The sequence below is a fragment of the Enterococcus sp. DIV0806c genome (assembly GCF_051710905.1).
Taxonomy (GTDB): domain Bacteria; phylum Bacillota; class Bacilli; order Lactobacillales; family Enterococcaceae; genus Enterococcus_B; species Enterococcus_B mundtii.
Map to the genome: position 1 here is coordinate 2,278,512 of NZ_JBIOLO010000001.1, position 24,696 is coordinate 2,303,207.

Below are 24,696 nucleotides of genomic sequence, written 5' to 3' on the forward strand. Positions count from 1 at the left end.
TCTCAACAAAAAAGAGCCCACCATGCTGTTCATTCCACTGCCTTACCCTCTGACACAATAACCTTTAGAAAGATTCTTTTTTATCTTAGCTCTTGTTCAATGAGTACTTAAAGTAACAAGTATGCCTATTCTTACTCGTAAATGATAAAATCAAAAAGGCTTTCTTGCTAAACTCAACCGACAAATTATGGATTCAATGTTTTCATGGCCGTTGCCATCATCAAACGGATGCGATTCAATTGATTGACTACGGAAGCACCTGGATCATAATCGATTGCAGTAATGTTGGCTTTTGGGTAACGATGACGCAGCTCTTTGAATACCCCTTTTCCAACGACATGATTTGGTAGACAGCCAAATGGTTGCATGCAAACGATATTAGGGACATCATTCTCTAACAATTCAATCATCTCACCGGTTAAAAACCAGCCTTCACCGGTCTGATTGCCAATTGATAGAATCTGGCTTGCTTCATCTGCTAATTGATGAATTGGTGTTATTCCATCAAAACGTTGTGATTTCCTTAAGGCTTTATCCATTGGCTTTACAACATATTCAATCAAGCGGATAAGAAATTGTGCGACCCATTTACTTTTTTTTGAATGACCTAAGTGTTCGTATTTCCAGATTTGGTTGTATATCGAATAATTCATAAACCCCATGATATCAGGAACAACGACTTCAGCGCCTTCTTCTTCTAATAATCGGACGATATCATTATTGGCCGTAGGTGAATACTTGACTAGAATCTCTCCAACAATTCCTACTTTAGGTTTCCTTTGATTCGTTAGCGGAACCGTGTCAAAATCATGGATGATTTTCGCCATATTTCGGTTGAAGTTTGTCAAAGAACCATTTTTGACATTGCGTTCCACTCGTTCAAGCCATTGATGGTGCATTTCATCAATCGCGCCTTTTTCTATCTCATATGGTCGAGTACGGTAAATGACCCGTTCAAAAAGATCACCATATAAAAAAGCAACCGCTAAACGTTTCAATAATGGCAATGTGAACGTAAAACCAGGAGAAGATTCTACCCCTTGATTGCCGAAAGACACAGAAACTACGGGTATCTGTGGGAAGCCAGCTTCATCAAGCGCCTTTCGAAGCAGTGGGATATAATTAGTCGCTCGGCATCCACCTCCCGTTTGGGTCATCATCACACTGGTATGATTTAAGTCATATGTGCCACTTTCCAATGCCTCGACTATTTGCCCGATCGAGATGATTGCTGGATAACACGCGTCATTATTGACGTACTTTAACCCGACATCAATGGCACTTCCACTGTTTCTTGGCAAACAAACAACTTGATATCCTGAGGCTTTTAAAGCAACATCAACTAAACCAGATTGATGGATAGGACTCAACATTGGCAATAACAAGGTATGTGTTTTCTTCATTTCTTTGGTAAAGGTGATTTTATCTGGTGTATGAAATTGTTTCGTTGGGCGAAATTGTTGTTTGGTTCGTGCATTGACTGCCGCTTTTAATGAGCGCAAGCGTATCCTGATAGCACCTAAATTTGCGCCTTCATCGATTTTTAGTACAGTGTATAACTTGCCATATTGCGCCATGATTTCTTCCACTTGATCAGTTGTCACCGCATCGATACCACACCCGAAAGAGTTTAATTGAACTAGTTCTAACTCCTTAGATTTTGCGACGACTCGGGCAGCAGCATATAATCTTGATTGATAGACCCATTGATTCACTACTCGTAATTGCCCCACATCTCCTAGATGAGCGATGCTATCTTCTGTCAACACATGGAAGCCTTCTTGTGTGATTAATTCTGCAATCCCATGGTTGATTTCCGGATCTAGATGGTAAGGTCGACCTGCAAGGACGATGCCACGTTCATTATTCTGATGTAGCATCCTTAAGGTTTCTTCTCCTTTTTGTTGGATCTCTTTTTTAAAATCAGCTAATGCTTCATATCCTTGGTGTAAAGCTTCTTTTATTTGATCTTCTGAAAACCCATAGTCAGAAAATGTTTGGTGTAACGTCTTTGCCACTGATGCTTCGTTCGCTAGATTCAAAAACGGCTGACGGTAATCGATCCGTCCTTCCCGAATCGCATCAACATTGTTTTTAATGACATCTGGATAACTTTGAACGATGGGACAATTAAAATGATTGTCCGCTTGGTTATTCTCTTTCTGCTCAAAGATCACGCCAGGATAAAAAATGCAGGAAACACCAGCATCGATCAGTGATTGGATATGGCCATGCACCAGCTTCGCTGGATAACAGACGGTATCACTTGAAATCGTGTCGATCCCTTGTTCGTAGATTTCCTTACTCGATCGAGGGGATAAGACTACTCGAAAACCTAAAGAACGAAAGAAAGTCTGCCAAAGTGGAAAGTTTTCATACATATTCAATACTCTTGGAATACCGATTTCACCGTTGACAGCTTCTGTTTTTCGTAATGGGCGGTAACGGAATAATTGCCGAGATTTTTCAGCCACTAAATTGATTTTCTTATCGGCTTTTTTGATTTTGATCTGCGCACCACGTTCACAACGATTACCAGAAATCAGTTTCCGACCATCAGAAAATAAAGTGACCGTCAACAGGCAATTGTTCTCACACAACCCACAGTGCGTCAGTTCTTTTTCTGTCGTCAGCTGAGACAATTCTTCGAAGGAGAGTAGTTCACTTATTTCCCCTTTTTGATATTCTTCCAGAGCAATCAAAGAAGCGCCATATGCACCCATCAATCCTGAGATAGAAGGACGAACAACTTCTCTTCCACTGATTTTTTCAAATGCTCGCAAGACTGCATCGTTGTAAAAGGTTCCACCTTGACACACGATCTTATTGCCTAGATCTTCTGGTTTTCTGATTTTGATTACTTTGTAGATCGCATTTTTGATCACAGAATAAGATAAACCAGCCGAGATGTCTCCAACAGAAGCACCTTCTTTTTGGACTTGCTTGACCTTTGAATTCATGAAGACCGTACATCTGGAACCTAAGTCCACAGGGTTCTTGGCTGAAATAGCAGCAACCGCAAAATCTTGGATTCCATAACCTAATGACTTAGCAAATGTTTCGATAAATGAACCACAACCTGAAGAACAGGCTTCGTTCAATTGAATCGAGGACAATGCACCGTCCTTGATCGTCATTGCCTTCATGTCTTGTCCGCCAATATCTAAAATAAAATCGACACCTGGTTGAAAAAAATTTGCTGCTTTATAATGCGCTATCGTTTCGACTTCGCCAATATCGATTTTCAACGCACTCTTGATCAACGCTTCACCATAGCCAGTCACTACCGCTTTACCGATAAAGCAGTCTTTGGGCATTTGCTGATACATATTTTTCAATACGTTGATGGTTGTTTCTAGAGGCTGTCCTTCATTATTTCCATAAAATGAGAATAATAGCTCTCCTGATTGATTGATCAAGGTGACTTTCGTCGTCGTTGAACCAGCATCAATACCTAGAAAAGCCACCCCCTGATGGGTAGCTAGAGCGCATTCTTGAACCTTCGCTTTTTCGTGTCGGCTGCGAAAATCAGCTAACTCTTTATCGTTCTGAAAAAGTGGCGCTAAAGAACGAGAATGATGAAGCAACTCTTGTTCTTGGCTTTCCAATTTCTGGATTAATTCACCTAGTGTCTTTTCCTTTGAAGCTTTTGCGTGATAAGCTGCCCCTAATGCCACGAATAGTTGCGGATTTTCTGGAAAAACCACTTCTTCTGTCGATAAGCCAAGGGTTTCAATAAAGCGTTGGCGCAATTCGGACATAAAGTAAAGTGGGCCACCTAAAAAGGCGACCTTTCCTTTGATCTTTCTTCCTGCTGCTAAACCAGCGATCGTTTGATTGACGACGGCTTGAAAAATACTAGCAGCAATATCGGCTTTCGCCGCTCCTTCGTTGATCAGTGGTTGTACATCCGTTTTAGCGAATACACCACAGCGAGAGGCAATTGGATAAAGCTGTTGATACGCTTTGGCTAGTTCATTCAACCCATTTGCATCGGTTTTCAATAGTGCTGCCATCTGATCAATAAATGCGCCTGTCCCTCCCGCGCAGCTACCGTTCATTCGTTGTTCTAAAGAAGAACCAAAAAAGGTGATTTTGGCATCTTCTCCTCCTAATTCAATCGCTACATCTGTTTCGGGAATCCTTTCTTCGATCGTTTTTGTACATGCAATCACTTCTTGGATAAAAGGCAATTGTAGATGTTCCGCTAATCCCATCCCGCCAGAACCAGTGATTGCAAAAGCAATCGCCTGATCTTGTAAAGTTGTTTTGGCTTCTTCTAATATGTTGATGGTTGCTTTTCTGATATCTGCATAATGTCGTTCGTATTTAGCAAAAAGAGTTTCGCCATGGTTATCAAGAATCACTAATTTGACTGTCGTTGAACCTACATCGATACCTCCGTACATTTTCATCGTCTCGCCACCTTCTTAAAAAGACGCTTTGTTGAACATTGAACAAAGCGTCTGTTATACTACATATATCTATTCTAAAACGATTTAGAGCGATTGCAATAAGCAATAATTGTTAGTTTGTGAGATAAACAACAATAATGAGCGATTTGTCGACCAAAAATAAGGAGACTTTTATGATGAAGAAAAACGATCTTCGAGTGAAACGTACCAACAAAATGATTATTGAAGCGTTCTTACGTTTACTAGAAACAAAAAGTATGGAGCGAATCACGATCCAAGAAATCGCCGATGAAGCAATGATCAATCGTGCGACTTTTTATGCACATTTCAAAGACAAACAAGATCTTTATGAGCATTTATTCCATATCGCTATCCAGACATTTACCTCGATCTTAGATTTGGAACCCTTGATGGAAGGTAATAAATTGAAGCTGAAACGGGTCAACCGTGCCTTAACTCAAATTTACCAATTGGTTGCTGAGAACAAAGCTATATTTATTACGACTTTGGACGGCACTTCGATCGAATTTTTCAGGAAAAAATTGAAAATTTTCTTATCTGAAAAATACGCAACTATTTTTGATCGTCTAAAAATCACAGAGAACGAACTAGAAGTACCTATCGATTTTATCACAGAATACATAACTGCCATTTTTACCGGTACTTTACATTGGTGGGTCACCAGCGATACCGAGATGACACCAAAGCAATTAGCTACTTTAGTCATCAAATTAGTGGGAAATGGTCACTTGACCGTCTTAGGGATCGAGATTGAAAAATAACAAAAGCTCTGAAGAACACAAGATTATGTGAACTTCAGAGCTTTTGTTATTCTTAACGATTTTTAGACAACCATTTTTTAGTATGATTCGTTGGACGTTTCGCTTTGATTTGGACAAATTTTTCTGATTTTTTCGGTACATGGATCTCTACATTGTACTTCTCCGATTTGATCATATCGTAAATTTTTTCTGCTGTTTCATCTACTTTTTGTTTCCACTTCATTTGTGCCGCCTCCTTTTTTTCTTCTTATATCTACTCTAGCCTATAATAGCAAAATCAGCAAGAAACAAGGTGTTTTACACAAAAAAAAGAGTGATCTTCAACTGATCACTCTAGGAACTGGGGTAGCTGGATTCGAACCAACGCATGAGGGAGTCAAAGTCCCTTGCCTTACCGCTTGGCTATACCCCAATGAAATGGAGGAGAGTGGATTCGAACCACTGAACCCTAAGGAACGGATTTACAGTCCGTCGCGTTTAGCCACTTCGCTACTCCTCCGAAAGGTTTGTATCAACCTGACTTAGTTATAATACCTAATTTTCCAAGTGATTGCAACCCTTTATTGAAAATTTTTTTGATATTTTTTTATTCGTGTAAATTCCAATGACGAATCACTGTTTCTATCGCATTTTCAAGACTTTTTTCTTTGCCAAAGTCTTCTTCTCCCAAGAAAATCTCAAATTCTTTTGGTCCATACGCTAAAATTTCACCGATCATTTTTTTACCAATAAATAACTGCGTTACATCATATGTGTTCCCTTTGATCGTTTTTTTGATCTCTTCGGTACGCACTTCAATATCTTTATTCTTTTTTGACATTATTTCCCACCTCCTCAATAGTTTATCACATTTAACGGCAGAAAACATTCACTGTGTGTCTTCTATTTGATAATTTATTTTCCTGCTTCTTGTTGCGCTAGGTAATTTGCGGCTGCCCCTATCAGGTTCGCATCATTGCGATACTCACACAAGGTGATCAATGGATCAAAATCATTCAACCCAAAATGACTCGTCAATTTTTTCATCCGTTGATTGATTTCTGTCAGTAATCCCTCTTTTGCAGAAATTCCACCACCCAATACGATCACTTCTGGATCAAATGAAAATTGAATACTAAATAACCCTTTTGTTAAATAATCATAAAAAGATTCAACTTCTTCTTGTGCGAGAGGATCGCCATTTTCTGCTAATTCAAAGACTTCTTTTCCACTAAAGGTATTTTTATCTAATCCTTTGCGTTCACAGTATCGCCACGCCATTTGGACTGCCGTTCCTAATGTACTGAATGTATGCTCCCCATTAAGAAACATCAAGCCAAATTCTCCGCCATAAAGATGAGCGCCTTTATTCAATTCACCATTAGTGAACATCGCACCACCCACGCCTGTACCAATCACTACAAAAGCAACATTTTGATAGCCACGAGCAGCACCTTCATAAAACTCAGCCATTCCCGCGCAATTCGCATCATTTTCCATAGCGACTGGCAGACCAAACAATTCCTCTAATTCAGTATAAATATCAAACCCATGGATATAAGGAATCGCGCTGATGCCTTCAATCACTTGTCGTTGGCTATTCACAACACCTGGTGCACTAAAAGCAACCCCGCTGATAGTTACTTCTTGCGATAATTGTTGGAATACCGATAATAATTGCGCTTTCATTTCTTCCCATGTAGTTGGTGTCGTGAATTGACCTTTATGTGATAGTGTTTCTTGCTCCCAATAACCATATTTGACAGCTGAACCGCCAAAGTCGAATGCTAAAATCCCCATGTTTATTTGTTCCTCCTCAATAGTAATTCATCATTTTTTATGAAACGCTTTCTTTTAGTTCTATATTTCTTTAGCTAAGGTTACTTGATCTCTAAGAAGGATCCCCTCTTCATAGATTGGTTCTGCGTAATTATTGATAAAGTAATCCTTCTCTCTTGATACTTCTTGAAATCCTTTTTTCTGATAAAGATGTAACGCTGGATTCGTAATACTTCCTGTACGGATCAATATTTTTGTTGGTTGCTTGCATTCGTTGCTCAACCGTTCGAGTGCATGATCAATCAGCTTACTGCCGATTCCTTTCCCTTGATGCGCATCAGCAACAGAAACATTCATGATTTCACATTCTGTTTCTCTGATTTCATAAACAAGCACACCGATCACTTCATCCTGTTCTTTCCAAATAAAACCATCACCGTTCGTTACATAAGCAAGAACTTTCTCCCGGTCAGGATCGGCTTCTAATAATAATTCCCACGGTAAGTCATTTTTGTTCAATTGTTGAAACATACTATGCTCCTATCTGATAAAATCAATGACTCTTTCTTATATATTTTTTATAGTCTGGCATCGTCTTATCTTCTTTGTTACGCGTCAAGCGAAAGTTCCGAGGAACATAATCGATACCGCCTTTCACAAATGGGTGGCAACGGAAGATACGTGCTGTTCCCATCAGTGTTCCTTTGAGCGCGCCATGTACTTGGATGGCTTGGATCATGTAATTGGAACAAGTTGGATAATACCGACAACTTGGTGGGAACGCAGGTGAAATAAATCGTTGGTATCCGCGAACTAAATAAATCAAAAATTTTTTCATGTTTTCATCTCCATATAAAAAAAGGATTGGTCATACATCCACTTACCATCCCCTATAACCGGATAAACGGTGTTCTAAAAGCAACTCCTACAGAAATAAGCGCTAAAATCCAAAAATATGAAAAGCTATTTTCGGATTTTGGCGCTTATTTCTCGGAGCTGTACGCTTTTGCCACAACCTCTTCTTCTCTTATCTGTTACCTAGTGTACACACTTAACTAAAGAAATCGAAGATATGCAACCATAAGCTCGGTTGAAAGACCTTGAAGGGACTTCCACCGCCAATCAAACCATATCCGATCATTGTTCCAATGATGAATAATAGAAGTACAAGTAAAATGACAGCTAAAATTTTTACCAAACTTATCAAAATATAGCGTGGACTCGTCATCTCTCGTCACATCCTTAAGCGATTGTTTGTGGTGTTTTTTCGACTGGTGTTTCTTCTACATTTACACGTTCCACATCTGCACCTAATTGTTGCAATTTAATATGGAAATTATAATAGCCACGATCTAAATATTTTAGGTTACGAACGCGTGTGATTCCATTTGCTTTCAAACCAGCTAATACGAGCGCTGCTGCTGCTCTTAGATCTGTTGCATAGACTTCAGCACCTTGTAATTCGTGATTACCATCCATGATTGCAATGTTGCCATCGATTTTTACATGTGCATTCATTCTGCGCATTTCTTCAAGATGTTGGAAACGGTTCTCAAAGACTGTTTCAGTCACAACACTTGTACCTTCTGCAACCAACTGGATAGCAGTCATTTGTGCTTGCATATCCGTTGGGAAACCAGGATGTGGCATTGTTTTTACATCTGTTGGTAAAATATGTTTTGGTCCGATGACACGAACGCCACCGTCTTCTTCAGTGATCGTTGCACCCATTTCGATCAATTTAGAGATCAATGGACGATTATGCTCAGAAATCGCATCAGCGATCAATAGATTGCCTTCAGTCATTGCTGCTGCTACCATAAAAGTACCGGCTTCGATACGGTCTTGGACGATTGAATGGTTGACTGCATGCAAATGATCAACGCCTTCGATACGCATCGTTTCTGTACCAGCGCCATAAACATTCGCACCCATTTTGTTTAAGATATTCGCTAAATCAACGATTTCAGGTTCACGTGCGACGTTTTCAATGATCGTCGTGCCTTTTGCTTTGACAGCAGCCATCATGATGTTTTGTGTCGCACCAACACTTGGAAAATCTAAATAGATCGTATTTCCGATCAGTTGATCGGCGATTGCTTCGATATAACCATTCTTTTGAATGATTTTTGCACCCAAGGCTTGAAAACCTTTTAGGTGTAAATCGATCGGACGTTTTCCAATCGCACATCCACCAGGCATTGCAACTTTTGCATGACCATTTCTAGCCAATAATGGTCCCATCACAACGATTGACGCACGCATTTGGCTTACGTATTCATAAGGTGCTTCAATTTCTAATTCTCTCGATGCATCAAGTGTCACACGATTATTCTCTTCATCAAACGCTACATCTACGTTCAAATGACGGATCACTTGATTCATAGTGAACACGTCAGAAAGAATTGGCACATTATCTAAAACGGTCGTTCCTTCTTCAGCCAATAAACTTGCGGCTAAAATCGGTAATACCGCATTCTTTGCTCCTTCGATCTTTACTGTTCCTTTTAATTGATTGCCACCTTTTACGATGATCTCTTCCATGTTGTTCCCCCCAAAAAAATCCGTTGAGTATACATTCGCTCAAAATCTTTTTTATTATATCACTTCTTGTTTTAAAATAGTACCTTTTTTTAAAATTATAGGCTGACGAAAAGATTTCGACATAGCGCAATGATCTCTAAGAAAAAACTGCTCGCTGTATACCCTAAAAAAATTGAAAAAAGGACAATTGCCATTCTAATTTGTGTCGTATGCATTGAACGAAAAAAAGCGTCAACGCGTAAAGAACGCAAAGACCAAAAGGCTAAGTAAATAAATGCCAAATGACTAACGATCCGAATGATTGCATCAATACCATATACTTGCATCATTACGCCCTTTCTAACAAATGTTTTTGATAACTAACACACTGATGATACCATAAATTTTATAAAAGTAGAAATTATTGGTTGTAAAAATGATAAATCTCTGTAATTTTCTTGACAAACTCTGAAAAATGGATGAAAAATATCATTTCTTTCCACTAAAAAAATAATTTTTATTCTGACATCGAATGAATATTAATGAAGAGACGCTTCATTAACGGAAAAATCTCAAACGTTTTAACATAGTATACTAAATCTGTGACCGTATACGTTAAAGGGTACGCTTAGTTGAAGAATCTCATTTTAGCTTCACTTGGTTATTCTGACAGAGGTTGTGACAGAAGCGATCAGCACTGAATTGTTGCTTCTGGAACACCGTTTATTCGATGACCTACCGTATCATCACTGTTGACCGTTTATAAAAAAAAGAGATCAGGAAACACACGTGGCTGCATTAGCACCCATAAGTGTTTGTCCCGATCTCTTCTTTTGGGAGTGGTTCTCCCTCCATAATTCAATTACTTGTTAATTAAAGTAATCACTTATGTTTTGATACATTGATACGGTTCACTGCGCGGTGTAACGCAACAGTTGCCCGTTTCAGTTCATTCTTATCTTCTTTTTGTTTGGCTTCTTCGATTTGGCGTTCAGCACGTTGTTTTGCGCGTTCTGCTCGAGTGACGTCGATATCTCGTTCACGTTCCGCACTATCTGCGACGATTGAAACTAAGTTATCGCGAACTTCCATGATGCCGCCGTTCACAGCGATCCAGTCAACGTGTGTATCTGAATCTGTCCGCTTCACACGAACTTCATCGATTGTTAAAGGCACGATGATGGGTGCATGCTGTGGTAAAATACCAAGTTCGCCAGCAGTAGTTCGTGCAACAACGATTGCCGCATGGTGATCATAAACTAAACCATCGGGAGTAACCACATTAACAGTTAAATATTGATCCATGGGGCACCCCTTTCTAGTAGCCTAGTTTTTTCGCTTTTTCGACAACGTCTTCGATTCGGCCGACACTGCGGAATGCTTCTTCAGGAAGGTCGTCGTATTTACCTTCAAGAATCTCACGGAAGCCTTTGACAGTTTCTTCAACTGGTACGTAAGAACCTGGAAGACCTGTGAATTGTTCAGCTACATTGAAGTTTTGTGATAAGAAGAATTGGATTCGACGAGCGCGTGAAACCAATATTTTTTCTTGATCTGATAATTCATCCATCCCTAAAATAGCGATGATGTCTTGCAATTCACGGTAACGTTGTAATACGTGTTGTACTTCAGTCGCTACTTTGTAGTGTTCTTCTCCTACGATTTCAGGAGATAACGCACTTGATGAAGAAGCAAGTGGGTCAACGGCTGGATAGATCCCTTGTTCGGTCAATTTACGTTCCAAGTTTGTCGTTGCATCTAAATGGGCAAATGTCGTTGCTGGCGCTGGGTCAGTATAGTCATCCGCTGGCACGTAGATTGCTTGGATCGAAGTGATCGAACCTTTTTTCGTTGAAGTGATCCGTTCTTGGAGTTGTCCCATTTCAGTCGCTAAGGTTGGTTGATAACCAACCGCTGATGGCATACGTCCTAGTAAGGCAGATACTTCTGAACCTGCTTGGGTGAAACGGAAAATATTATCAATAAATAAGAGCACGTCTTGTCCTTCGACATCACGGAAATATTCCGCAATCGTCAATCCAGTTAGTGCGACACGCATACGAGCACCTGGTGGCTCATTCATTTGTCCAAACACCATCGCTGTTTTTTCGATTACGCCTGAATCTTTCATTTCGTAATACAGATCGTTTCCTTCACGGGTACGTTCCCCTACACCGGTAAACACTGAAATTCCCCCATGTTCTTGGGCGATATTATGGATCAATTCTTGGATCAGTACGGTTTTACCAACACCGGCACCCCCAAACAATCCAACTTTCCCACCTTTTAAATAAGGTGCTAATAAGTCAATGACTTTGATCCCAGTTTCAAGAATCTCTGTACTTGTGCTTAATTCATCAAAATTTGGTGCTTTCTTGTGGATCTCGCTTCTTTGGGCATCCTCTGGAAATGGTGCTTCCAAATCGATTGTTTCACCTAACACGTTGAACACACGACCTAATGTTTCTGTTCCAACTGGTACAGAGATCGCTTTGCTTGTGTCGATGACTTCCATTCCACGTTGTAGTCCATCCGTCGATTCCATTGCGATCGTACGGATCACACCGTCACCTAATTCTAATGCTGCTTCAAGAACAACTTTTGATTTTTGCTCATCATTTTTATAAACAACTAATGCGTTGTTGATATCTGGTAAGGATTGGTCTAAAGAAAATTCCACGTCGACAACGGGACCGATTACTTGAACAATCTTGCCTGAACTCATCTTTTTTCCTCCAATCTCCTTGCTATTCTAGTGCCGATGCTCCGGCAACAATTTCGGTAATTTCTTGGGTGATCGCCCCTTGTCTTGCACGGTTATAAGAAACCGTCAGATCATCGATGATGTTCGCAGCATTATCTGTTGCGGTTTTCATTGCAGTCATTCCCGCGGCATGTTCTGCCGTTTTCGCATCGACGATTGCACCATAAATCAAACTTTCGGCATATTGCGGCAACAGTTGAGTCAAGATTTCTTCTTTTGAAGGTTCAAAAATATATTCTTGCTCAAAGCTTTTCGCTTCTCCCGGATCTAAATCTGAAATAGGTAACATTTTTTCTACACGAAATTGACTAGTCAATGAATTGATATGATGGTTATAACATACATACAATTCGTCAAATACTTCATTTTGATACATGGTCGTTGCCATGTTCACGATTTTACGAACTTCATCAAAGCTAGGTTGATCAGACAAATTGCGCAGTTCATACGCTAAGTTGATGTCACGAGCTTTAAAGAAATCCGCTCCGGTACCACCAATGGCGATCATGACATATTCATCTGGTGATTGATGGTCTTCTTCCAAGATGGACATGGTCTGTTTCAATATGGAACTATTGTAGCCACCGACTAACCCACCATCAGCTGTGATCACGATATAACCGGTTTTTTTAACTGGTCGACTGATCAGCATACTATTATAATTGACATCCCCTCTTGGATTAGCCGAAGCAATGTCAGTTAATTGTGTTGCTGTTAGATGCGTAACGATTTCTCTCACCTTATTGGCATAAATCTGGAACTTCTGTGAAGAAGCTTCAGATTTTGTCAATTTAGAGGCTGAGACCATTTGCATGGCACGAGTGATTTGGCTCGTTTTTTTCGTTGACGCGATTCGTGTCTTGATTTCATTTAATGAAGCGCCCATTCATCTCACCTCACTATGCATTTTGAATGGATTTCAATTTGTCTTCTGTTGAAGAATTATTTCCTTTTGTTGCCATAAAGATATCTTTGTACTCTTGAATTGCTTGGTTCAACGCTTCTTCTTCAGGAAGATCTTTCGTTGTACGGATCGTTTCAAAGAGATCTGCATGATTTGTCTCAAGATATTCAAATAACTCATGTTCAAAATCTAAGATGCTATCTACAGGGATACTGTCTAAGTAACCGTGTGTCAATGCATATAAGATGACTACTTGTTTTTCCACTGCAAGAGGTGCATGTAATTTTTGCTTCAAGATTTCTACTGTACGACGACCACGATTCAATTTCGCTTGTGTCGCCGCATCTAAATCAGAACCAAATTGGGTAAATGCTTCTAACTCACGGTAACTTGCTAAGTCTAGACGCAATGTTCCGGCAACTTTTTTCATTGCTTTGATCTGTGCTGAACCACCAACACGAGAAACTGATAACCCTGCATCTACGGCTGGACGAGTTCCCGCATAGAACAAATCACTTTCTAAGAAGATTTGTCCATCAGTGATCGAAATGACGTTTGTTGGAATATAAGCAGAGATATCCCCAGCTTGTGTTTCAACAAATGGTAAAGCAGTCATTGACCCTCCACCTAGATCATCACTTAATTTTGCTGCACGTTCTAACAAACGTGAGTGCAAGTAGAAAACATCCCCTGGATAGGCTTCGCGGCCTGGTGGGCGACGAAGTAATAAAGAAAGCTCACGATAGGCAACAGCTTGTTTAGATAGATCATCAAAAATGATCAATACATGTTTGCCGTTATACATGAATTCTTCACCCATAGCTGTTCCAGCATAAGGTGCGATGTATAGCAATGGTGCAGGTTGAGAAGCTCCCGCATTGACTACGATCGTATAATCCATTGCGCCATATTTTTTCAATGTTTCTACTTGTGTACGTACCGTTGAATCTTTTTGTCCAATGGCTACATAGATACAAATCATATCTTGACCTTTTTGGTTGATGATCGTATCGATTGCAATCGATGTTTTCCCTGTTTTACGGTCACCGATAACTAATTCACGTTGTCCACGTCCGATCGGTACTAACGCATCGATCGCTTTCAACCCTGTTTGCATTGGTTCGTTGACTGATTTACGTTGCATAACACCAGGTGCCATCGCTTCGACTGGACGTGTTTTGTCCGTCACGATTTCTCCTAGCCCGTCAATGGGTTGTCCTAATGGATTGACGACACGTCCGATCATTGCATCCCCTACAGGTACTTCCATGATCTTTCCTGTGCGTTTTACTTTATCCCCTTCACGAATGGATTCAAAATCTCCTAAGATAATGATTCCGACATCATTTGATTCCAAGTTTTGTGCCATACCATATGAACCGTTCGAAAATTCAAGTAGTTCACCACTCATGGCATTTTCAAGTCCATGCGCACGTGCGATTCCGTCACCAACATAAGTGACTGTACCGATTTCTTCGACTGAAAGCACGTTTTCATAATGTTCAATTTGTTCTTTAATCAAGGCACTAATTTCTTCTGCTTTGATAGCCATTCGATTCACCTACCTCTTTGTACTATCTATTTAATTGATTACGCAATTTTTCCAACTGCGTCCGAATGCTTCCGTCGATCACTTGATGATCTGCTTCTACAATTGCCCCACCAATGATCGTAGAATCAACTTGTTGCTTCAATTCGACCGTTTGATAGTTCATTGTTTTAGCGACATTTTCTTCAAGTCTAGTCAATTGTTCCGCTGAAAGTGGGACTGCTGTAGTCACACTTCCTAGTAACAAACCATTATTTTCATTGTAACGATGTTCATATTCGTCGATCATCAAAGGTAGATCGTTCATCCGATTGTACATGAACACGACTTCTAAAAAGTTTTTTACGATTCCTTGATAACCACTGACTAATTTGTCCATGATCAATCGCTTTTCATGCGGTTCCAACCGAACATCACTAAGGATACTCCCTAATTCAGGAACATCCGCATAGATTTTACGTAGACTAAGAAGTTCTTGGTAAATTTCTTCTGTATTATTTGAATCGATCGCCAGTTCAAATAATGCTTTTCCGTAACGTCTACCTACTGTATATTTATCTAGTTTCATTTGACGAACCTAGACCTTCGATATATTGATTGATTAAAGATTCGTGCATTTCTGGAGATAATTCTTTATTCAAGATTTTTTCCGCGATTTGAAGAGAAAGTTCAGCTACATCGTCTTTCACTGAGTTCAATGCCGTATCACGTTCCATCGTGATATCCGATTGGGCCTTACTTTTTAGACGAGCAACTTCTTCTTGCGTCTCCTTCAAAATATTTTGGCGGCTTAATTCTCCACTTTCTTTCGCATGTTTGATGATATCCGCAGCATCAGAGCGAGAAGCCAACAATTGTTGCTCACGTTCTTGTTCTAATTTTGCTGATTTGATGCGAGATTGTTCTGCAGAATCTAAATCATTGGCGATCTTATCTTCACGTTTTTTCAAAATATCGCTGATCGGTCCCCACGCAAAGTGTTTTAATAGGACCATTAATATCAAAAATGAGCCGCTGACAACGATGATATTACCTAACATCGGATTGCCAACTTCTGCAATTGCCAATTGATTCAGCATAGGTTAGCCTTCCTTTCTCTGAGAATCCAGTTTTCTTAGATTGCGTATTTAAGATAGCTTTTTTGACTATCGCGCAACCTGAGCATTTTTATTACACACCAAAAACTAGGATCAAGGCGATAACAACACCTAGAATAGGAACGGCTTCGACTAAGGCTACCCCAATAAACATCGTTGTACGTAATTGACCTGACATTTCAGGTTGGCGTGCCATTGATTCGATTGTTTTAGAAATTACTTGACCATTACCGTAACCAGCTCCGATAGCTGCCCCTAAGATTGCGATTGCTGCTGCGATATAATTCATAATTTACTTCCTCCTAAAATAGTTTAAATAGTAATTAAATCTAGTTGTTTTACTCTTCTACTTCGATTTTGTGACTCATATATACCATTGATAAAGTGACAAAGACAAATGCTTGGATGCTTCCGATAAATAATGAGAACGCGATCCAAACCATCTCTAACGGAATTGCTAAAGGCAATGAGAACCAGCCTAAACTTGTCATCATTTTTGCGATTAAAGTTAGCAATACTTCTCCCGCATAAATATTCCCATAAAGACGTAAAGCAAGTGTTAACAAGTTTGTGAACTCTTCGATCACCTTCATTGGAAACATAAAACTATAAGGTTTTAGGAACGAGTTGACAAAGTAACCTTTGAAACCGAGCTTCTTCACCCCGAATAGATGAGTAAGTGTGATCATAATAAATGCCAATGTTAAAGTTACAAACGGGTCTGCTGTCGGACTTTTCCAAAGTGTCGTTTCGCTAGGTAAGACGATTTTTGTAACTAAACCGATATTGTTCGCAACAAAAACGAAGAGAAACAAGGTAAATGCCAATAAATGAAAATTATTCAATTCTTTTCTAGGCACATTATCTGTAACGATCCCTCGTGTAAAATCAATGACCCATTCAAGTGCATTTTGCTTTCCAGTTGGCTTCATCTTTAGATTTCTTGTAAAGAAGTAAACTAAAAAGAAAACGATCAAACAAGTTAACAACACCATCAAACAAACAGTCCCATCAAACCAAACCGGTCCAATGTGGAACGTTAGCGAGCGTTCATCCAATCCATTTCACCTCTTTTCCCCGAATTTCACATAAAATCAATTTCATGTGTGTATCTGGTTTTTCTTTATCGGTTTCTAACCAAACGGTATCATACCACCACGAAATAGAAATTTCAAAGGATTTTCATGAAAATTAGACACTTTTTTATTTCAGTCTAAAAATCAGCAAAAACATGGATGATATGATGCCTGGAAACTCAGAAAAAACCTGTGATAATCATGTTTCATCAGATTAAATGCTAACAAATTTTATCATTAAGTAAATCTAAAAGCACCGAATATGCGAAAAAGGATAATGAAATTATCTAGAGAAATTTTTTAATGTACGATCAATTTGTCGATCCACATCTTTTCGCTTCAGATCTTCTCGCTTATCATACGATTTTTTCCCTTTGGCCAATCCGATCAAGACTTTCGCATAGCCATTTCGGATATAGACTTTCAAAGGAACAATCGTGATTCCGGTATTTTTTGTTTCATTCAATAAACGCGCAATTTGCTTTTTATGCAATAACAACTTTCTAGTTCTTAGTGGATCATGATTAAAGATATTCCCTTGTTCATAAGGGCTGACATGGACATTATGCAAAAAAGCTTCGCCGTTTCTCACACGAACAAATCCATCTTTTAAGTTGATACGACTATTGCGAATAGATTTGATCTCTGTACCTTGTAAAACCATTCCTGCTTCCATTGTGTCGATGATCGAATAATCATGGCGAGCTTTTTTATTTTGCGCAATCAGTTTTCCCTCGCCTTTTGGCATTGGACATTCCCCCAATTCATTTCCATTTTTTATTTATTTTTTCTTTTTCTTCTTGGTGACGCCTTTGTAAAAAGGTTTTTTCCCTTTTTTCCCATTTTCTTTTTTTGGACCATATTTACTATCGGCTTTTTTCGGACGTTTTTTCTTGTCCGTTTGCCGTCCATTTGAATGTTTTGAAGAACCTCTATTTGCTTCTTTTCTTCTTCCTTTTGGCGCTTCCAGCGGTGCCAATTCCTCTGCGGAGACTAATTCGAAATCAACTGCTCGCTCAGTAGGATCAGCCTTGACTACTTTCACTCGTACTTTTTGTCCGATCTTGAATGTTAATCCTGTCCGCTCACCAACGAGCGCTAGATGGTTTTCAATGTAGTGGAAGTAATCTTGTTTCAATTCATTGATATGGATCAAACCTTCTACTGTATTTGGCAGTTCGATGAATAACCCGAATTTCACCACAGAGCTGATGATCCCATCAAATTCTTCTCCCACTTTATCCATCATAAACTCGGCTTTCTTCATTGAGTCCACTTCACGTTCTGTTTCAACTGCACGTCGCTCCATTTTCGAGCTATGATCGGCAATATCAGGCAGTGCATTTTCCCAATGCGTCTGATTGCTTTCACTTGGATCTTGACCATATGAACGAATTAAACGATGCACGATCAAGTCTGGATAACGACGGATCGGTGACGTGAAATGTGTATAGTACTCTGCTGCTAATCCGTAATGGCCAAAATTATCCTCAGAATAACGCGCTTGTTGCATACTTCTTAACAACATGGTATTGATCACTGCTGACTCCGGTTTTTCTTCAACATCTTCGATCACTTTTTGTAAGTCCTTAGGTGTGATCGTGCCCTTCGTTCCTTTGACTAAAATCCCTAAAGCAGATGCAAAATCAAAGAAGCGTTGCATTTTCTCTTCTTTTGGTTGCTCATGGATACGATAAATAAAAGGGAAATTCGCACGTGAATAATGTTCTGCCACCGTTTCATTGGCTGCCAACATAAAGGATTCGATCAAACGTTCTCCTACACCACGACTCCGCAAGAGGATATCTTGAGGGTGACCTTCTGGATCAACCATGATTTTGGCTTCACGATCTTCAAAAGAGATCGCACCACGACGAATACGCATCGTCTCTAAGATCTCATGCAACTCACCCATCGCTTGAAACATAGGAACCAATGAGTCATAGCGAGCCATAGTTTCTTCATCTTGCTCTTCTAAGATCTGATTGACTGCTGTGTAAGTCATTCGCTCTGTTGTTTGGATCACACTTGGAAAAATCTCATGAGAAATGATTTTCCCTGTTGGGTCGATCTCCATTTCACAACTCATTGTTAACCGAGGAACTTTAGGATTCAACGAACAAATCCCATTTGATAAACGTTGCGGGATCATCGGAATCACACGATCAGTCAAATACACACTTGTTCCCCGCTCATAGGCTTCACGATCTAATTGGCTACCTTCTGTCACATAGTATGAAACATCGGCAATGTGGACGCCTAAAAAGTAATTTCCATTATCTAACTTTCTAACTGTGACTGCATCATCTAAATCTTTGGCATCTTCGCCATCGATCGTCACGATCAACTGGTCACGTAGATCCCTGCGACCAATCAAATCTTTGTCGCTGATACTATCCGGTACAGCATCTGCTTCGCTTAATACATCATCCGGAAACTTGGTCGGTATCCCATTGGCTACGACAATCGATAAAATATCCATGCCAGGATCATTCTTATGACCAATGACTTGTTTGATGATTCCTTCTAAACTCGTTGCATAGCTTTTTTCTGGATAATGGGTCAATTCGATCAGCACGATACTTCCGTCTACTGGACGAACGCCTTCTGCTGCGGCGTACACTTTGAATTGATTCATTTTTTTATCTTTTGGAATGACTACTCCATAAAGATCCGTTTCTGCCATTTCATCTTCTGTATAGGCGATGAACTCTCCGGCAATTTGTGTGGTTGCGCGTTGACGAATCTCAACGACCTTTCCTTCGGCTCCACGATCCGAAAAGGCATCCGCCGTTTTGACGATATCGATTGCAACAGTATCCCCGTCCATCGCATAGCCAGTCGCTTCTTTGGGGATATACACATCATCTTCTTCAGAATCGATCGTAACAAACCCAAATCCTCGCTCATTTGCGCGGAACGTTCCTTCAATCAAAATGGGTTGAAGTGGCAGTTTGATTTTTCCTTTTTTGGTAAATACGATACTTTGTTCTCTTTCCATCTGTGCGATGGTTTGCACTAGTAATTTAAAATCTTCGCTTTTTTGAAAGCCAAGACCTTCAGCGATTTCTTCCATCGAAAAACTTTTCTTACGACTGCTTTCAATAAAGAAAATGATTTTTTCTTTTAATGTTTCTTTTGTCATTATTATTCCTCATTCCAAGGTAAGTTCTCTAGAAAATCCAATACATCCTTTTCAAACACTTTTCTTGCTATTCCTACTGTGATCACATGCTTACTTTCTGGATACCAGTGTAAGGAAATGTCAGTATGCGCAAGTTTTTTTGCTGTCTCGTAGACACCATAAGGATCAATCATTTCATCTTGACCCGCTTGAGCCATGAATACTGGTTTTTGGATATCTGATAACTTACTTTCTGTTATTGCTGCTTGTTCTTGAATATCTGTTAATTGTTGCTGTACTCGTGGCCGAAAGCTTTCGACTTTTTGTTCGATCATCGACTCCGATTCACCGGCAATTTTCAAGATCTGGCGTACATAATTCTCAAAATTCTCCGGCACATGATTTTCTACTGGAGAAATTGGCGAACAAAAAAATCCGCCTCCTATCATCGGAAATTCTGATAATGCTCGGACTGCAAAAATCCCGCCCATCGATAATCCTAATACGGCGATGTCAGAAAATCCCTCATCGTAGAGAAACTGGATCGCTTGTTTCGTGTCTTGCCACCACGTCTCAGCGTCCTGTTCTAAGATCTCATTTGGAGCAAGCGTGCCATGTCCTGTAAACATTGGGGCATAGACCGAATAGTTTGATTTCTCTAAAAAACGGGCTAACATCCGTACATCATTTGGACTACCTGAATACGCATGCAGTAAGAGGATTGCACGCTTCCCATGTTTTTCATAAATAGGTTGTGGTAGACTTTTCATTTTATTCACCTCATTAGCCTTATTTTACCATAGTTAGCAAATACCTTCTTATATAACGGTTCTTTTTCTATTCAACAAAAAAGGTCTGGGAGCATTTCGTTTCCCAGACCTTCTATTTTTTTGAACAATCGATGAACCATCCGTGTATCCTCAAAATCTAAATGAAGCAAATGATCACTTCTGATCATTGGTTTCGAACGATTTATTTAGAAGATAAAAATGCAAGTACGAATAACAGAATCATCCATACAGCGCCCATAACAGCTGTCGAGCGTTGCATTACTGCTTCAAATCCACGTGCTTTTTGCTTTCCGAATAATTGATCTGCGCCACCTGTAAATGCACTTGCTGCACTATTTTGTTTGCTTGGTTGCATCATGATCGCAATGACCATCATAATCGAGATGACAATGACGATCCCTAAAATAATATTATACATCAAACAGCCTCCTTTCTCAAAATATCGTCCTTCTAACTTTATCACATAACACGTCTTGTGACAACAGTGTTTCATAAGATGGCCGATGTTTTAAAGAACATTTCTTGGCTTTTTCACATCGATTTTTTTGCAGGTTCTGTGACAAACGATACCCCTGTATCCTCGTCTAAAATCAATGCTTATTTGATAACCATTGGCGCTTATTTACGCCAAACATCATGATATTCAGCTTTTCTCTCAAACTCCGCTTTTGCGTAGGGACATAACGGAATCACTTTTCTGCCAGTACGTCTGGCTACTTCCACTCCTGTAGCAACCAATTTTTCTGCTAATTTCTGTCCACGAAATGCAGGATCAACAAATGTATGATCAATGATCATAATATCAGGACCAGCATCCGACCACGTCATTTCTCCTATTTCGTTTTGTTCATCGTCCAATAACACTAAGCGATTCTTTTCTTCTTTGATTTCCATCATTTCACTCTCCCAACCCTAAAATAACGAACAGTTTCTTTATTCAATTTGATTTTACCAGTCCTATTTTTTTCAAACAATCATTTGTACTTATAGACCCACTCTTTGCTTAATGAATGAAAAAATCACTGTCCAGTAGGTCTCTGGATCTTTACTTACTGCTTCTAAATGTTCTGCTCCAGGCACTAGCAGTAAAGCTTTATCTCCTGCCGTGGCATTTTGGATCGTATAAGCTGCTTCCATCGGGACAAAATGATCATGTTCACCATGGATGATCAGAACGGGTAAATGATTGCTCCCTAACTGTCTCGTTGCTGATGCCTGTTTCAAAGAATAACCTGCATATTTTTGCGCGTAACGATTCGCATGTCGCATAATGATTTTTTTTGGAAAAACCGTCAATTTGCTTAACATATAACGAAATTCTGAATAAACGGATACAAAGCCGCTATCAAGAATCAATCCTTTGACAGCACTCGGCAACTTCTCTCCACTAGCCATCATGATCGTAGAAGCACCCATTGAGCCTCCATGTAAGATGATCTTAGCCTCTGGCTCTCGTTGCAAGATCTCATTGATCCAGAGTATCAAATCTAACCGATCCAACCACCCCATCCCAATGATCTCCCCTTCACTTTCTCCATGAGCACGCAAATCAGGGATCAAGACATTGAAGCCTTTTTCTGCATACTTTTTCCCGATATAAGACATGTCTTTTTTCCCTGTGCTGCGATAGTCATGGACACAGACTACCCATTTACCTTTGTTCGAATAAGTAGAGAACATTCTACCCTTCAATTTTAACCCCTCTTGACTTTTGGTCGTTATGGGTTCTCCTTGTTGCCAAAAATCTTCTGCTAGATCTTCTAAACGTTGGCGTTGTTCTTCGACTGTCGTCAAAGAGGCAGGGTCCATGAGTTGATGGCCTGTTTCTTCATACCAAGCATAACCACGTTGTAATCCAGTTTTGATCAACTTCTTTGCGTACAGATAAGCAATAAAATGATAACTACCGATCATTAATAACATAATTAATAAACTATAAAAAACAATCACTTGCATCCCACACTTTCTACTTGGTGATTGAAACAAAAATTCAAGTATGCTAAATGGTGCTCTATCTTTCTCCTACGTATTTCAACGTTCATTTCTATTGTACCACGTTCTATCAAAGAGACAGACAGTGAACCATTGATCTGCTGTAATTTTAAAGACCTTATTCCTTACAAACGATCTTTTTTTCCTACTTCTAACACTCATAAGAGATAATGAATTGTTTGCATAACATTTACATTCTTCATAAAAATAAGTATACTAATGCCGTGCATTGGAATCAAGGGTTGACCCCTTGGACTGGTTCGGAAACTTCCCAGGATAAAAAACTAAGTGTCTCTAAAGAAAGGAGATTGGAAATAATGCGAAAAGTTATTATTGATTGCGATCCCGGTATCGATGATACATTAGCGCTATTGTTTGCATTAAAATCACCAGAAATCGAAGTTGTCGCAATCACCACCGTTTGTGGAAACGTCCCCGTACATTTGGGAACTGAAAATGTGATCCGTTGTTTGGAACGTTGTGACCGTTTAGACATCCCTGTCTATCAAGGTTCTGCAACACCACTCAACACGCCATTTATCAGCGCTCAAGATACTCATGGCATGGACGGTCTAGGGGAAACGAACTTCCCATTAGTAACAGACAAACAAGCCGAAACGATCCACGCTGTTGATTTTTTAGCGAGTTATTTTGCTGAACAAAAAGATACTTCACTGATCGCGTTAGGGCCACTAACAAATATCGCTTCTGCTTTACAAAAGAATCCACAAATAGACAAACACATGGATCGATTTGTTTCGATGGGTGGCACGTATAAAAGCCACGGCAATTGTTCACCTGTAGCAGAATACAATTACTGGTGTGACCCTGATGCCGCAGCTTATGTATTTGAACATCTTGGTCAAATGATTGAGATGGTTGGTTTAGACGTGACACGAGAAATCGTCTTTACACCAACGATCCTAGAATATTGTTGCCAACTCGCGCCCGAAGAAGGCAATTATTTAAAAGCAATCACACGCTTTTACTTTGACTTTCATTGGCAACAAGAACGCGTCCTAGGTTGTGTCATCAATGACCCTTTGGCAGTTGCGTATTTCATCGATGAACAACTATGCCAAGGATTCACTAGCTATACTGCTGTTGAAACACAAGGCATCAGCCGCGGACAAACCTTGGTTGATCGTTATGATTTTTGGCAGAAAAAACCAAACAGTCTAATCATGACAGATGTAGACACCTCTCTTTTTTTCCGGAAGTTTTTAGCCGTTCTTTTACATGCACAAGAAGAATTGATAAAAAATGATCTGGAAAGATTAAAGATAGGATGAAAAAAGATGACACAAAAGAAAATCACGACAAGAATGATCACAATCATGGCACTAAGTATCGGAATCAACTTTCTCGGTGGAACGATTGCTTTATGGCTCCGTTTACCGATTTATCTTGATTCGATCGGTACGATTTTTGCAGGAGCTTTACTCGGACCAATTCCTGGGGTTTTGACAGGATTAAGTAGTAGCTTACTTAGTGGCGTGACGATGGATATGTTCTCTTTGTATTATTCCCCGATACAAATCATCACTGGGTTATTAGCGGGGTTGATTTTACCACAGAAATTACAGGCCCAAGGTTTGAAGAGTAGACTTTCATTATTGGCATGGACGTTTGTCCTTTCAGCTCCTGGAACCATACTGTCATCGATCATCACGATCCAATTATTTGGCGGTATCACTTCATCAGGTTCAAGTGCCATTGTCCAACTTCTTTACGGATTAGGACTAAACCAAGCAGCGAGTGTCACGATTGTTCAAGCAGCGACAGATTACTTAGATCGACTGCTATCGGTCCTTGTCGTTTCGCTCGTTGTGTTGAAATTACCAAACCAAGTAGTGGCAAAGACAAGAAATCGTTGATGAATATTTGTACTATAGCTAATAACTAAATGCAAAAACCCGAA

At 39.7% G+C, this 24,696-nt stretch carries 26 protein-coding genes, 2 tRNA genes and 1 riboswitch; of the genes, 3 read left to right on the forward strand and 25 right to left on the reverse strand.

Translation table 11 applies throughout. The annotated features are described in order from the left end of the window. Window positions 1–185: 185 nt before the first annotated feature. On the reverse strand, window positions 186–4,415 hold the full coding sequence (locus tag IGK77_RS10650) for a 2-hydroxyacyl-CoA dehydratase (RefSeq protein WP_074799559.1): 4,230 nt from the start codon (window positions 4,413–4,415) through the stop codon (window positions 186–188). A gap of 173 nt (window positions 4,416–4,588) precedes the next feature. Here IGK77_RS10650 and IGK77_RS10655 point away from each other — a divergent pair, with 173 nt between their 5' ends. Beyond that, window positions 4,589–5,197 carry a TetR/AcrR family transcriptional regulator gene (locus IGK77_RS10655; protein WP_081355916.1) on the forward strand — a complete coding sequence of 203 codons (609 nt, stop codon included), beginning with the start codon at window positions 4,589–4,591 and terminating at the stop codon, window positions 5,195–5,197. 52 nt (window positions 5,198–5,249) lie between these two features. Here IGK77_RS10655 and IGK77_RS10660 read toward each other — a convergent pair whose 3' ends face one another. From IGK77_RS10660 to IGK77_RS10775, 24 genes are all read right to left on the reverse strand, one after another. After that, window positions 5,250–5,420 (reverse strand): hypothetical protein, encoded by a 171-nt coding sequence (locus tag IGK77_RS10660; RefSeq protein ID WP_010734900.1) that lies wholly within the window; start codon window positions 5,418–5,420, stop codon window positions 5,250–5,252. A gap of 117 nt (window positions 5,421–5,537) precedes the next feature. Further along, window positions 5,538–5,609, reverse strand: a tRNA-Gln gene (locus IGK77_RS10665). 6 nt (window positions 5,610–5,615) lie between these two features. After that, a tRNA-Tyr gene (locus tag IGK77_RS10670) sits at window positions 5,616–5,696 on the reverse strand. Window positions 5,697–5,783: 87 nt separating this feature from the next. Then, window positions 5,784–6,017 (reverse strand): DUF2969 domain-containing protein, encoded by a 234-nt coding sequence (locus IGK77_RS10675; protein WP_071866749.1) that lies wholly within the window; start codon window positions 6,015–6,017, stop codon window positions 5,784–5,786. Window positions 6,018–6,091: 74 nt separating this feature from the next. After that, entirely contained in the window at window positions 6,092–6,976 is an 885-nt protein-coding gene (locus IGK77_RS10680) for an ROK family protein (RefSeq protein ID WP_074799560.1), read from the reverse strand. Between the two features lie 60 nt (window positions 6,977–7,036). Then, window positions 7,037–7,486 carry a GNAT family N-acetyltransferase gene (locus tag IGK77_RS10685; RefSeq protein WP_074799561.1) on the reverse strand — a complete coding sequence of 150 codons (450 nt, stop codon included), beginning with the start codon at window positions 7,484–7,486 and terminating at the stop codon, window positions 7,037–7,039. A 22-nt stretch (window positions 7,487–7,508) separates the two neighbouring features. Next, window positions 7,509–7,793: a membrane protein insertion efficiency factor YidD gene (gene yidD, locus IGK77_RS10690; protein ID WP_074799562.1), complete on the reverse strand. Its 285-nt coding sequence runs from the start codon at window positions 7,791–7,793 to the stop codon at window positions 7,509–7,511. A 213-nt stretch (window positions 7,794–8,006) separates the two neighbouring features. Then, window positions 8,007–8,183: a DNA-directed RNA polymerase subunit beta gene (locus IGK77_RS10695; RefSeq protein WP_010734895.1), complete on the reverse strand. Its 177-nt coding sequence runs from the start codon at window positions 8,181–8,183 to the stop codon at window positions 8,007–8,009. A gap of 14 nt (window positions 8,184–8,197) precedes the next feature. Next, complete coding sequence (gene murA, locus IGK77_RS10700) at window positions 8,198–9,499, reverse strand: UDP-N-acetylglucosamine 1-carboxyvinyltransferase (protein WP_010734894.1); 1,302 nt, start codon at window positions 9,497–9,499, stop codon at window positions 8,198–8,200. 95 nt (window positions 9,500–9,594) lie between these two features. Then, a complete protein-coding gene (locus IGK77_RS10705; RefSeq protein ID WP_029594144.1) occupies window positions 9,595–9,825 on the reverse strand; it encodes a DUF1146 family protein in 231 nt (76 codons plus the stop codon). 535 nt (window positions 9,826–10,360) lie between these two features. Beyond that, window positions 10,361–10,783 (reverse strand): F0F1 ATP synthase subunit epsilon, encoded by a 423-nt coding sequence (locus IGK77_RS10710; RefSeq protein ID WP_010734892.1) that lies wholly within the window; start codon window positions 10,781–10,783, stop codon window positions 10,361–10,363. A 13-nt stretch (window positions 10,784–10,796) separates the two neighbouring features. Further along, window positions 10,797–12,203: a F0F1 ATP synthase subunit beta gene (gene atpD, locus IGK77_RS10715; RefSeq protein WP_010734891.1), complete on the reverse strand. Its 1,407-nt coding sequence runs from the start codon at window positions 12,201–12,203 to the stop codon at window positions 10,797–10,799. A 22-nt stretch (window positions 12,204–12,225) separates the two neighbouring features. Next, on the reverse strand, window positions 12,226–13,128 hold the full coding sequence (locus tag IGK77_RS10720) for a F0F1 ATP synthase subunit gamma (RefSeq protein ID WP_010734890.1): 903 nt from the start codon (window positions 13,126–13,128) through the stop codon (window positions 12,226–12,228). Window positions 13,129–13,141: 13 nt separating this feature from the next. Then, window positions 13,142–14,698 (reverse strand): F0F1 ATP synthase subunit alpha, encoded by a 1,557-nt coding sequence (gene atpA, locus IGK77_RS10725; protein ID WP_010734889.1) that lies wholly within the window; start codon window positions 14,696–14,698, stop codon window positions 13,142–13,144. Between the two features lie 22 nt (window positions 14,699–14,720). Further along, window positions 14,721–15,263 (reverse strand): ATP synthase F1 subunit delta, encoded by a 543-nt coding sequence (atpH, locus tag IGK77_RS10730; protein WP_010734888.1) that lies wholly within the window; start codon window positions 15,261–15,263, stop codon window positions 14,721–14,723. Then, window positions 15,250–15,774: a F0F1 ATP synthase subunit B gene (gene atpF / locus IGK77_RS10735; RefSeq protein WP_010734887.1), complete on the reverse strand. Its 525-nt coding sequence runs from the start codon at window positions 15,772–15,774 to the stop codon at window positions 15,250–15,252. The genes atpH and atpF overlap by 14 nt, the downstream gene beginning before the upstream one ends. Before the next feature lie 91 nt (window positions 15,775–15,865). Next, window positions 15,866–16,081, reverse strand: a complete 216-nt coding sequence (atpE, locus tag IGK77_RS10740) for an ATP synthase F0 subunit C (protein ID WP_010734886.1) — start codon at window positions 16,079–16,081, stop codon at window positions 15,866–15,868. 49 nt (window positions 16,082–16,130) lie between these two features. Beyond that, entirely contained in the window at window positions 16,131–16,850 is a 720-nt protein-coding gene (gene atpB, locus IGK77_RS10745; protein ID WP_010734885.1) for a F0F1 ATP synthase subunit A, read from the reverse strand. 301 nt (window positions 16,851–17,151) lie between these two features. Next, the gene (gene smpB / locus IGK77_RS10750) at window positions 17,152–17,616 is read right to left on the reverse strand and encodes an SsrA-binding protein SmpB (protein WP_071866745.1); all 465 of its coding nucleotides are present in this window, start codon (window positions 17,614–17,616) and stop codon (window positions 17,152–17,154) included. A gap of 33 nt (window positions 17,617–17,649) precedes the next feature. Beyond that, the gene (gene rnr, locus IGK77_RS10755; RefSeq protein ID WP_074799563.1) at window positions 17,650–20,013 is read right to left on the reverse strand and encodes a ribonuclease R; all 2,364 of its coding nucleotides are present in this window, start codon (window positions 20,011–20,013) and stop codon (window positions 17,650–17,652) included. 2 nt (window positions 20,014–20,015) lie between these two features. Beyond that, window positions 20,016–20,762 carry an alpha/beta hydrolase gene (locus tag IGK77_RS10760; protein ID WP_074799564.1) on the reverse strand — a complete coding sequence of 249 codons (747 nt, stop codon included), beginning with the start codon at window positions 20,760–20,762 and terminating at the stop codon, window positions 20,016–20,018. Between the two features lie 202 nt (window positions 20,763–20,964). Next, window positions 20,965–21,201 carry a preprotein translocase subunit SecG gene (secG, locus tag IGK77_RS10765; RefSeq protein ID WP_010734881.1) on the reverse strand — a complete coding sequence of 79 codons (237 nt, stop codon included), beginning with the start codon at window positions 21,199–21,201 and terminating at the stop codon, window positions 20,965–20,967. A gap of 200 nt (window positions 21,202–21,401) precedes the next feature. Then, on the reverse strand, window positions 21,402–21,677 hold the full coding sequence (locus IGK77_RS10770) for a GNAT family N-acetyltransferase (protein ID WP_019724263.1): 276 nt from the start codon (window positions 21,675–21,677) through the stop codon (window positions 21,402–21,404). A gap of 90 nt (window positions 21,678–21,767) precedes the next feature. Next, on the reverse strand, window positions 21,768–22,733 hold the full coding sequence (locus IGK77_RS10775) for an alpha/beta hydrolase (RefSeq protein WP_177187660.1): 966 nt from the start codon (window positions 22,731–22,733) through the stop codon (window positions 21,768–21,770). 291 nt (window positions 22,734–23,024) lie between these two features. Further along, a riboswitch (PreQ1 riboswitch) is annotated at window positions 23,025–23,069 on the forward strand. Window positions 23,070–23,092: 23 nt separating this feature from the next. On the opposite strand from IGK77_RS10775, the gene IGK77_RS10780 reads away from it, so the two are divergent. After that, on the forward strand, window positions 23,093–24,067 hold the full coding sequence (locus IGK77_RS10780) for a nucleoside hydrolase (RefSeq protein ID WP_074799565.1): 975 nt from the start codon (window positions 23,093–23,095) through the stop codon (window positions 24,065–24,067). 6 nt (window positions 24,068–24,073) lie between these two features. Continuing rightward, the gene (locus IGK77_RS10785) at window positions 24,074–24,652 is read left to right on the forward strand and encodes an ECF transporter S component (RefSeq protein ID WP_074799566.1); all 579 of its coding nucleotides are present in this window, start codon (window positions 24,074–24,076) and stop codon (window positions 24,650–24,652) included. Window positions 24,653–24,696 lie beyond the last annotated feature (44 nt).

Bases quoted from the DNA above. Each gene is read 5' to 3' on its own strand.
- IGK77_RS10650 (WP_074799559.1), bottom strand. From the start codon at position 4,415: ATGAAAATGTACGGAGGTATCGATGTAGGTTCAACGACAGTCAAATTA.
- IGK77_RS10655 (WP_081355916.1), top strand. From the start codon at position 4,589: ATGATGAAGAAAAACGATCTTCGAGTGAAACGTACCAACAAAATGATT.
- IGK77_RS10660 (WP_010734900.1), bottom strand. From the start codon at position 5,420: ATGAAGTGGAAACAAAAAGTAGATGAAACAGCAGAAAAAATTTACGAT.
- IGK77_RS10675 (WP_071866749.1), bottom strand. From the start codon at position 6,017: ATGTCAAAAAAGAATAAAGATATTGAAGTGCGTACCGAAGAGATCAAA.
- IGK77_RS10680 (WP_074799560.1), bottom strand. From the start codon at position 6,976: ATGGGGATTTTAGCATTCGACTTTGGCGGTTCAGCTGTCAAATATGGT.
- IGK77_RS10685 (WP_074799561.1), bottom strand. From the start codon at position 7,486: ATGTTTCAACAATTGAACAAAAATGACTTACCGTGGGAATTATTATTA.
- yidD (WP_074799562.1), bottom strand. From the start codon at position 7,793: ATGAAAAAATTTTTGATTTATTTAGTTCGCGGATACCAACGATTTATT.
- IGK77_RS10695 (WP_010734895.1), bottom strand. From the start codon at position 8,183: ATGACGAGTCCACGCTATATTTTGATAAGTTTGGTAAAAATTTTAGCT.
- murA (WP_010734894.1), bottom strand. From the start codon at position 9,499: ATGGAAGAGATCATCGTAAAAGGTGGCAATCAATTAAAAGGAACAGTA.
- IGK77_RS10705 (WP_029594144.1), bottom strand. From the start codon at position 9,825: ATGCAAGTATATGGTATTGATGCAATCATTCGGATCGTTAGTCATTTG.
- IGK77_RS10710 (WP_010734892.1), bottom strand. From the start codon at position 10,783: ATGGATCAATATTTAACTGTTAATGTGGTTACTCCCGATGGTTTAGTT.
- atpD (WP_010734891.1), bottom strand. From the start codon at position 12,203: ATGAGTTCAGGCAAGATTGTTCAAGTAATCGGTCCCGTTGTCGACGTG.
- IGK77_RS10720 (WP_010734890.1), bottom strand. From the start codon at position 13,128: ATGGGCGCTTCATTAAATGAAATCAAGACACGAATCGCGTCAACGAAA.
- atpA (WP_010734889.1), bottom strand. From the start codon at position 14,698: ATGGCTATCAAAGCAGAAGAAATTAGTGCCTTGATTAAAGAACAAATT.
- atpH (WP_010734888.1), bottom strand. From the start codon at position 15,263: ATGAAACTAGATAAATATACAGTAGGTAGACGTTACGGAAAAGCATTA.
- atpF (WP_010734887.1), bottom strand. From the start codon at position 15,774: ATGCTGAATCAATTGGCAATTGCAGAAGTTGGCAATCCGATGTTAGGT.
- atpE (WP_010734886.1), bottom strand. From the start codon at position 16,081: ATGAATTATATCGCAGCAGCAATCGCAATCTTAGGGGCAGCTATCGGA.
- smpB (WP_071866745.1), bottom strand. From the start codon at position 17,616: ATGCCAAAAGGCGAGGGAAAACTGATTGCGCAAAATAAAAAAGCTCGC.
- rnr (WP_074799563.1), bottom strand. From the start codon at position 20,013: ATGACAAAAGAAACATTAAAAGAAAAAATCATTTTCTTTATTGAAAGC.
- IGK77_RS10760 (WP_074799564.1), bottom strand. From the start codon at position 20,762: ATGAAAAGTCTACCACAACCTATTTATGAAAAACATGGGAAGCGTGCA.
- secG (WP_010734881.1), bottom strand. From the start codon at position 21,201: ATGTATAATATTATTTTAGGGATCGTCATTGTCATCTCGATTATGATG.
- IGK77_RS10770 (WP_019724263.1), bottom strand. From the start codon at position 21,677: ATGGAAATCAAAGAAGAAAAGAATCGCTTAGTGTTATTGGACGATGAA.
- IGK77_RS10780 (WP_074799565.1), top strand. From the start codon at position 23,093: ATGCGAAAAGTTATTATTGATTGCGATCCCGGTATCGATGATACATTA.
- IGK77_RS10785 (WP_074799566.1), top strand. From the start codon at position 24,074: ATGACACAAAAGAAAATCACGACAAGAATGATCACAATCATGGCACTA.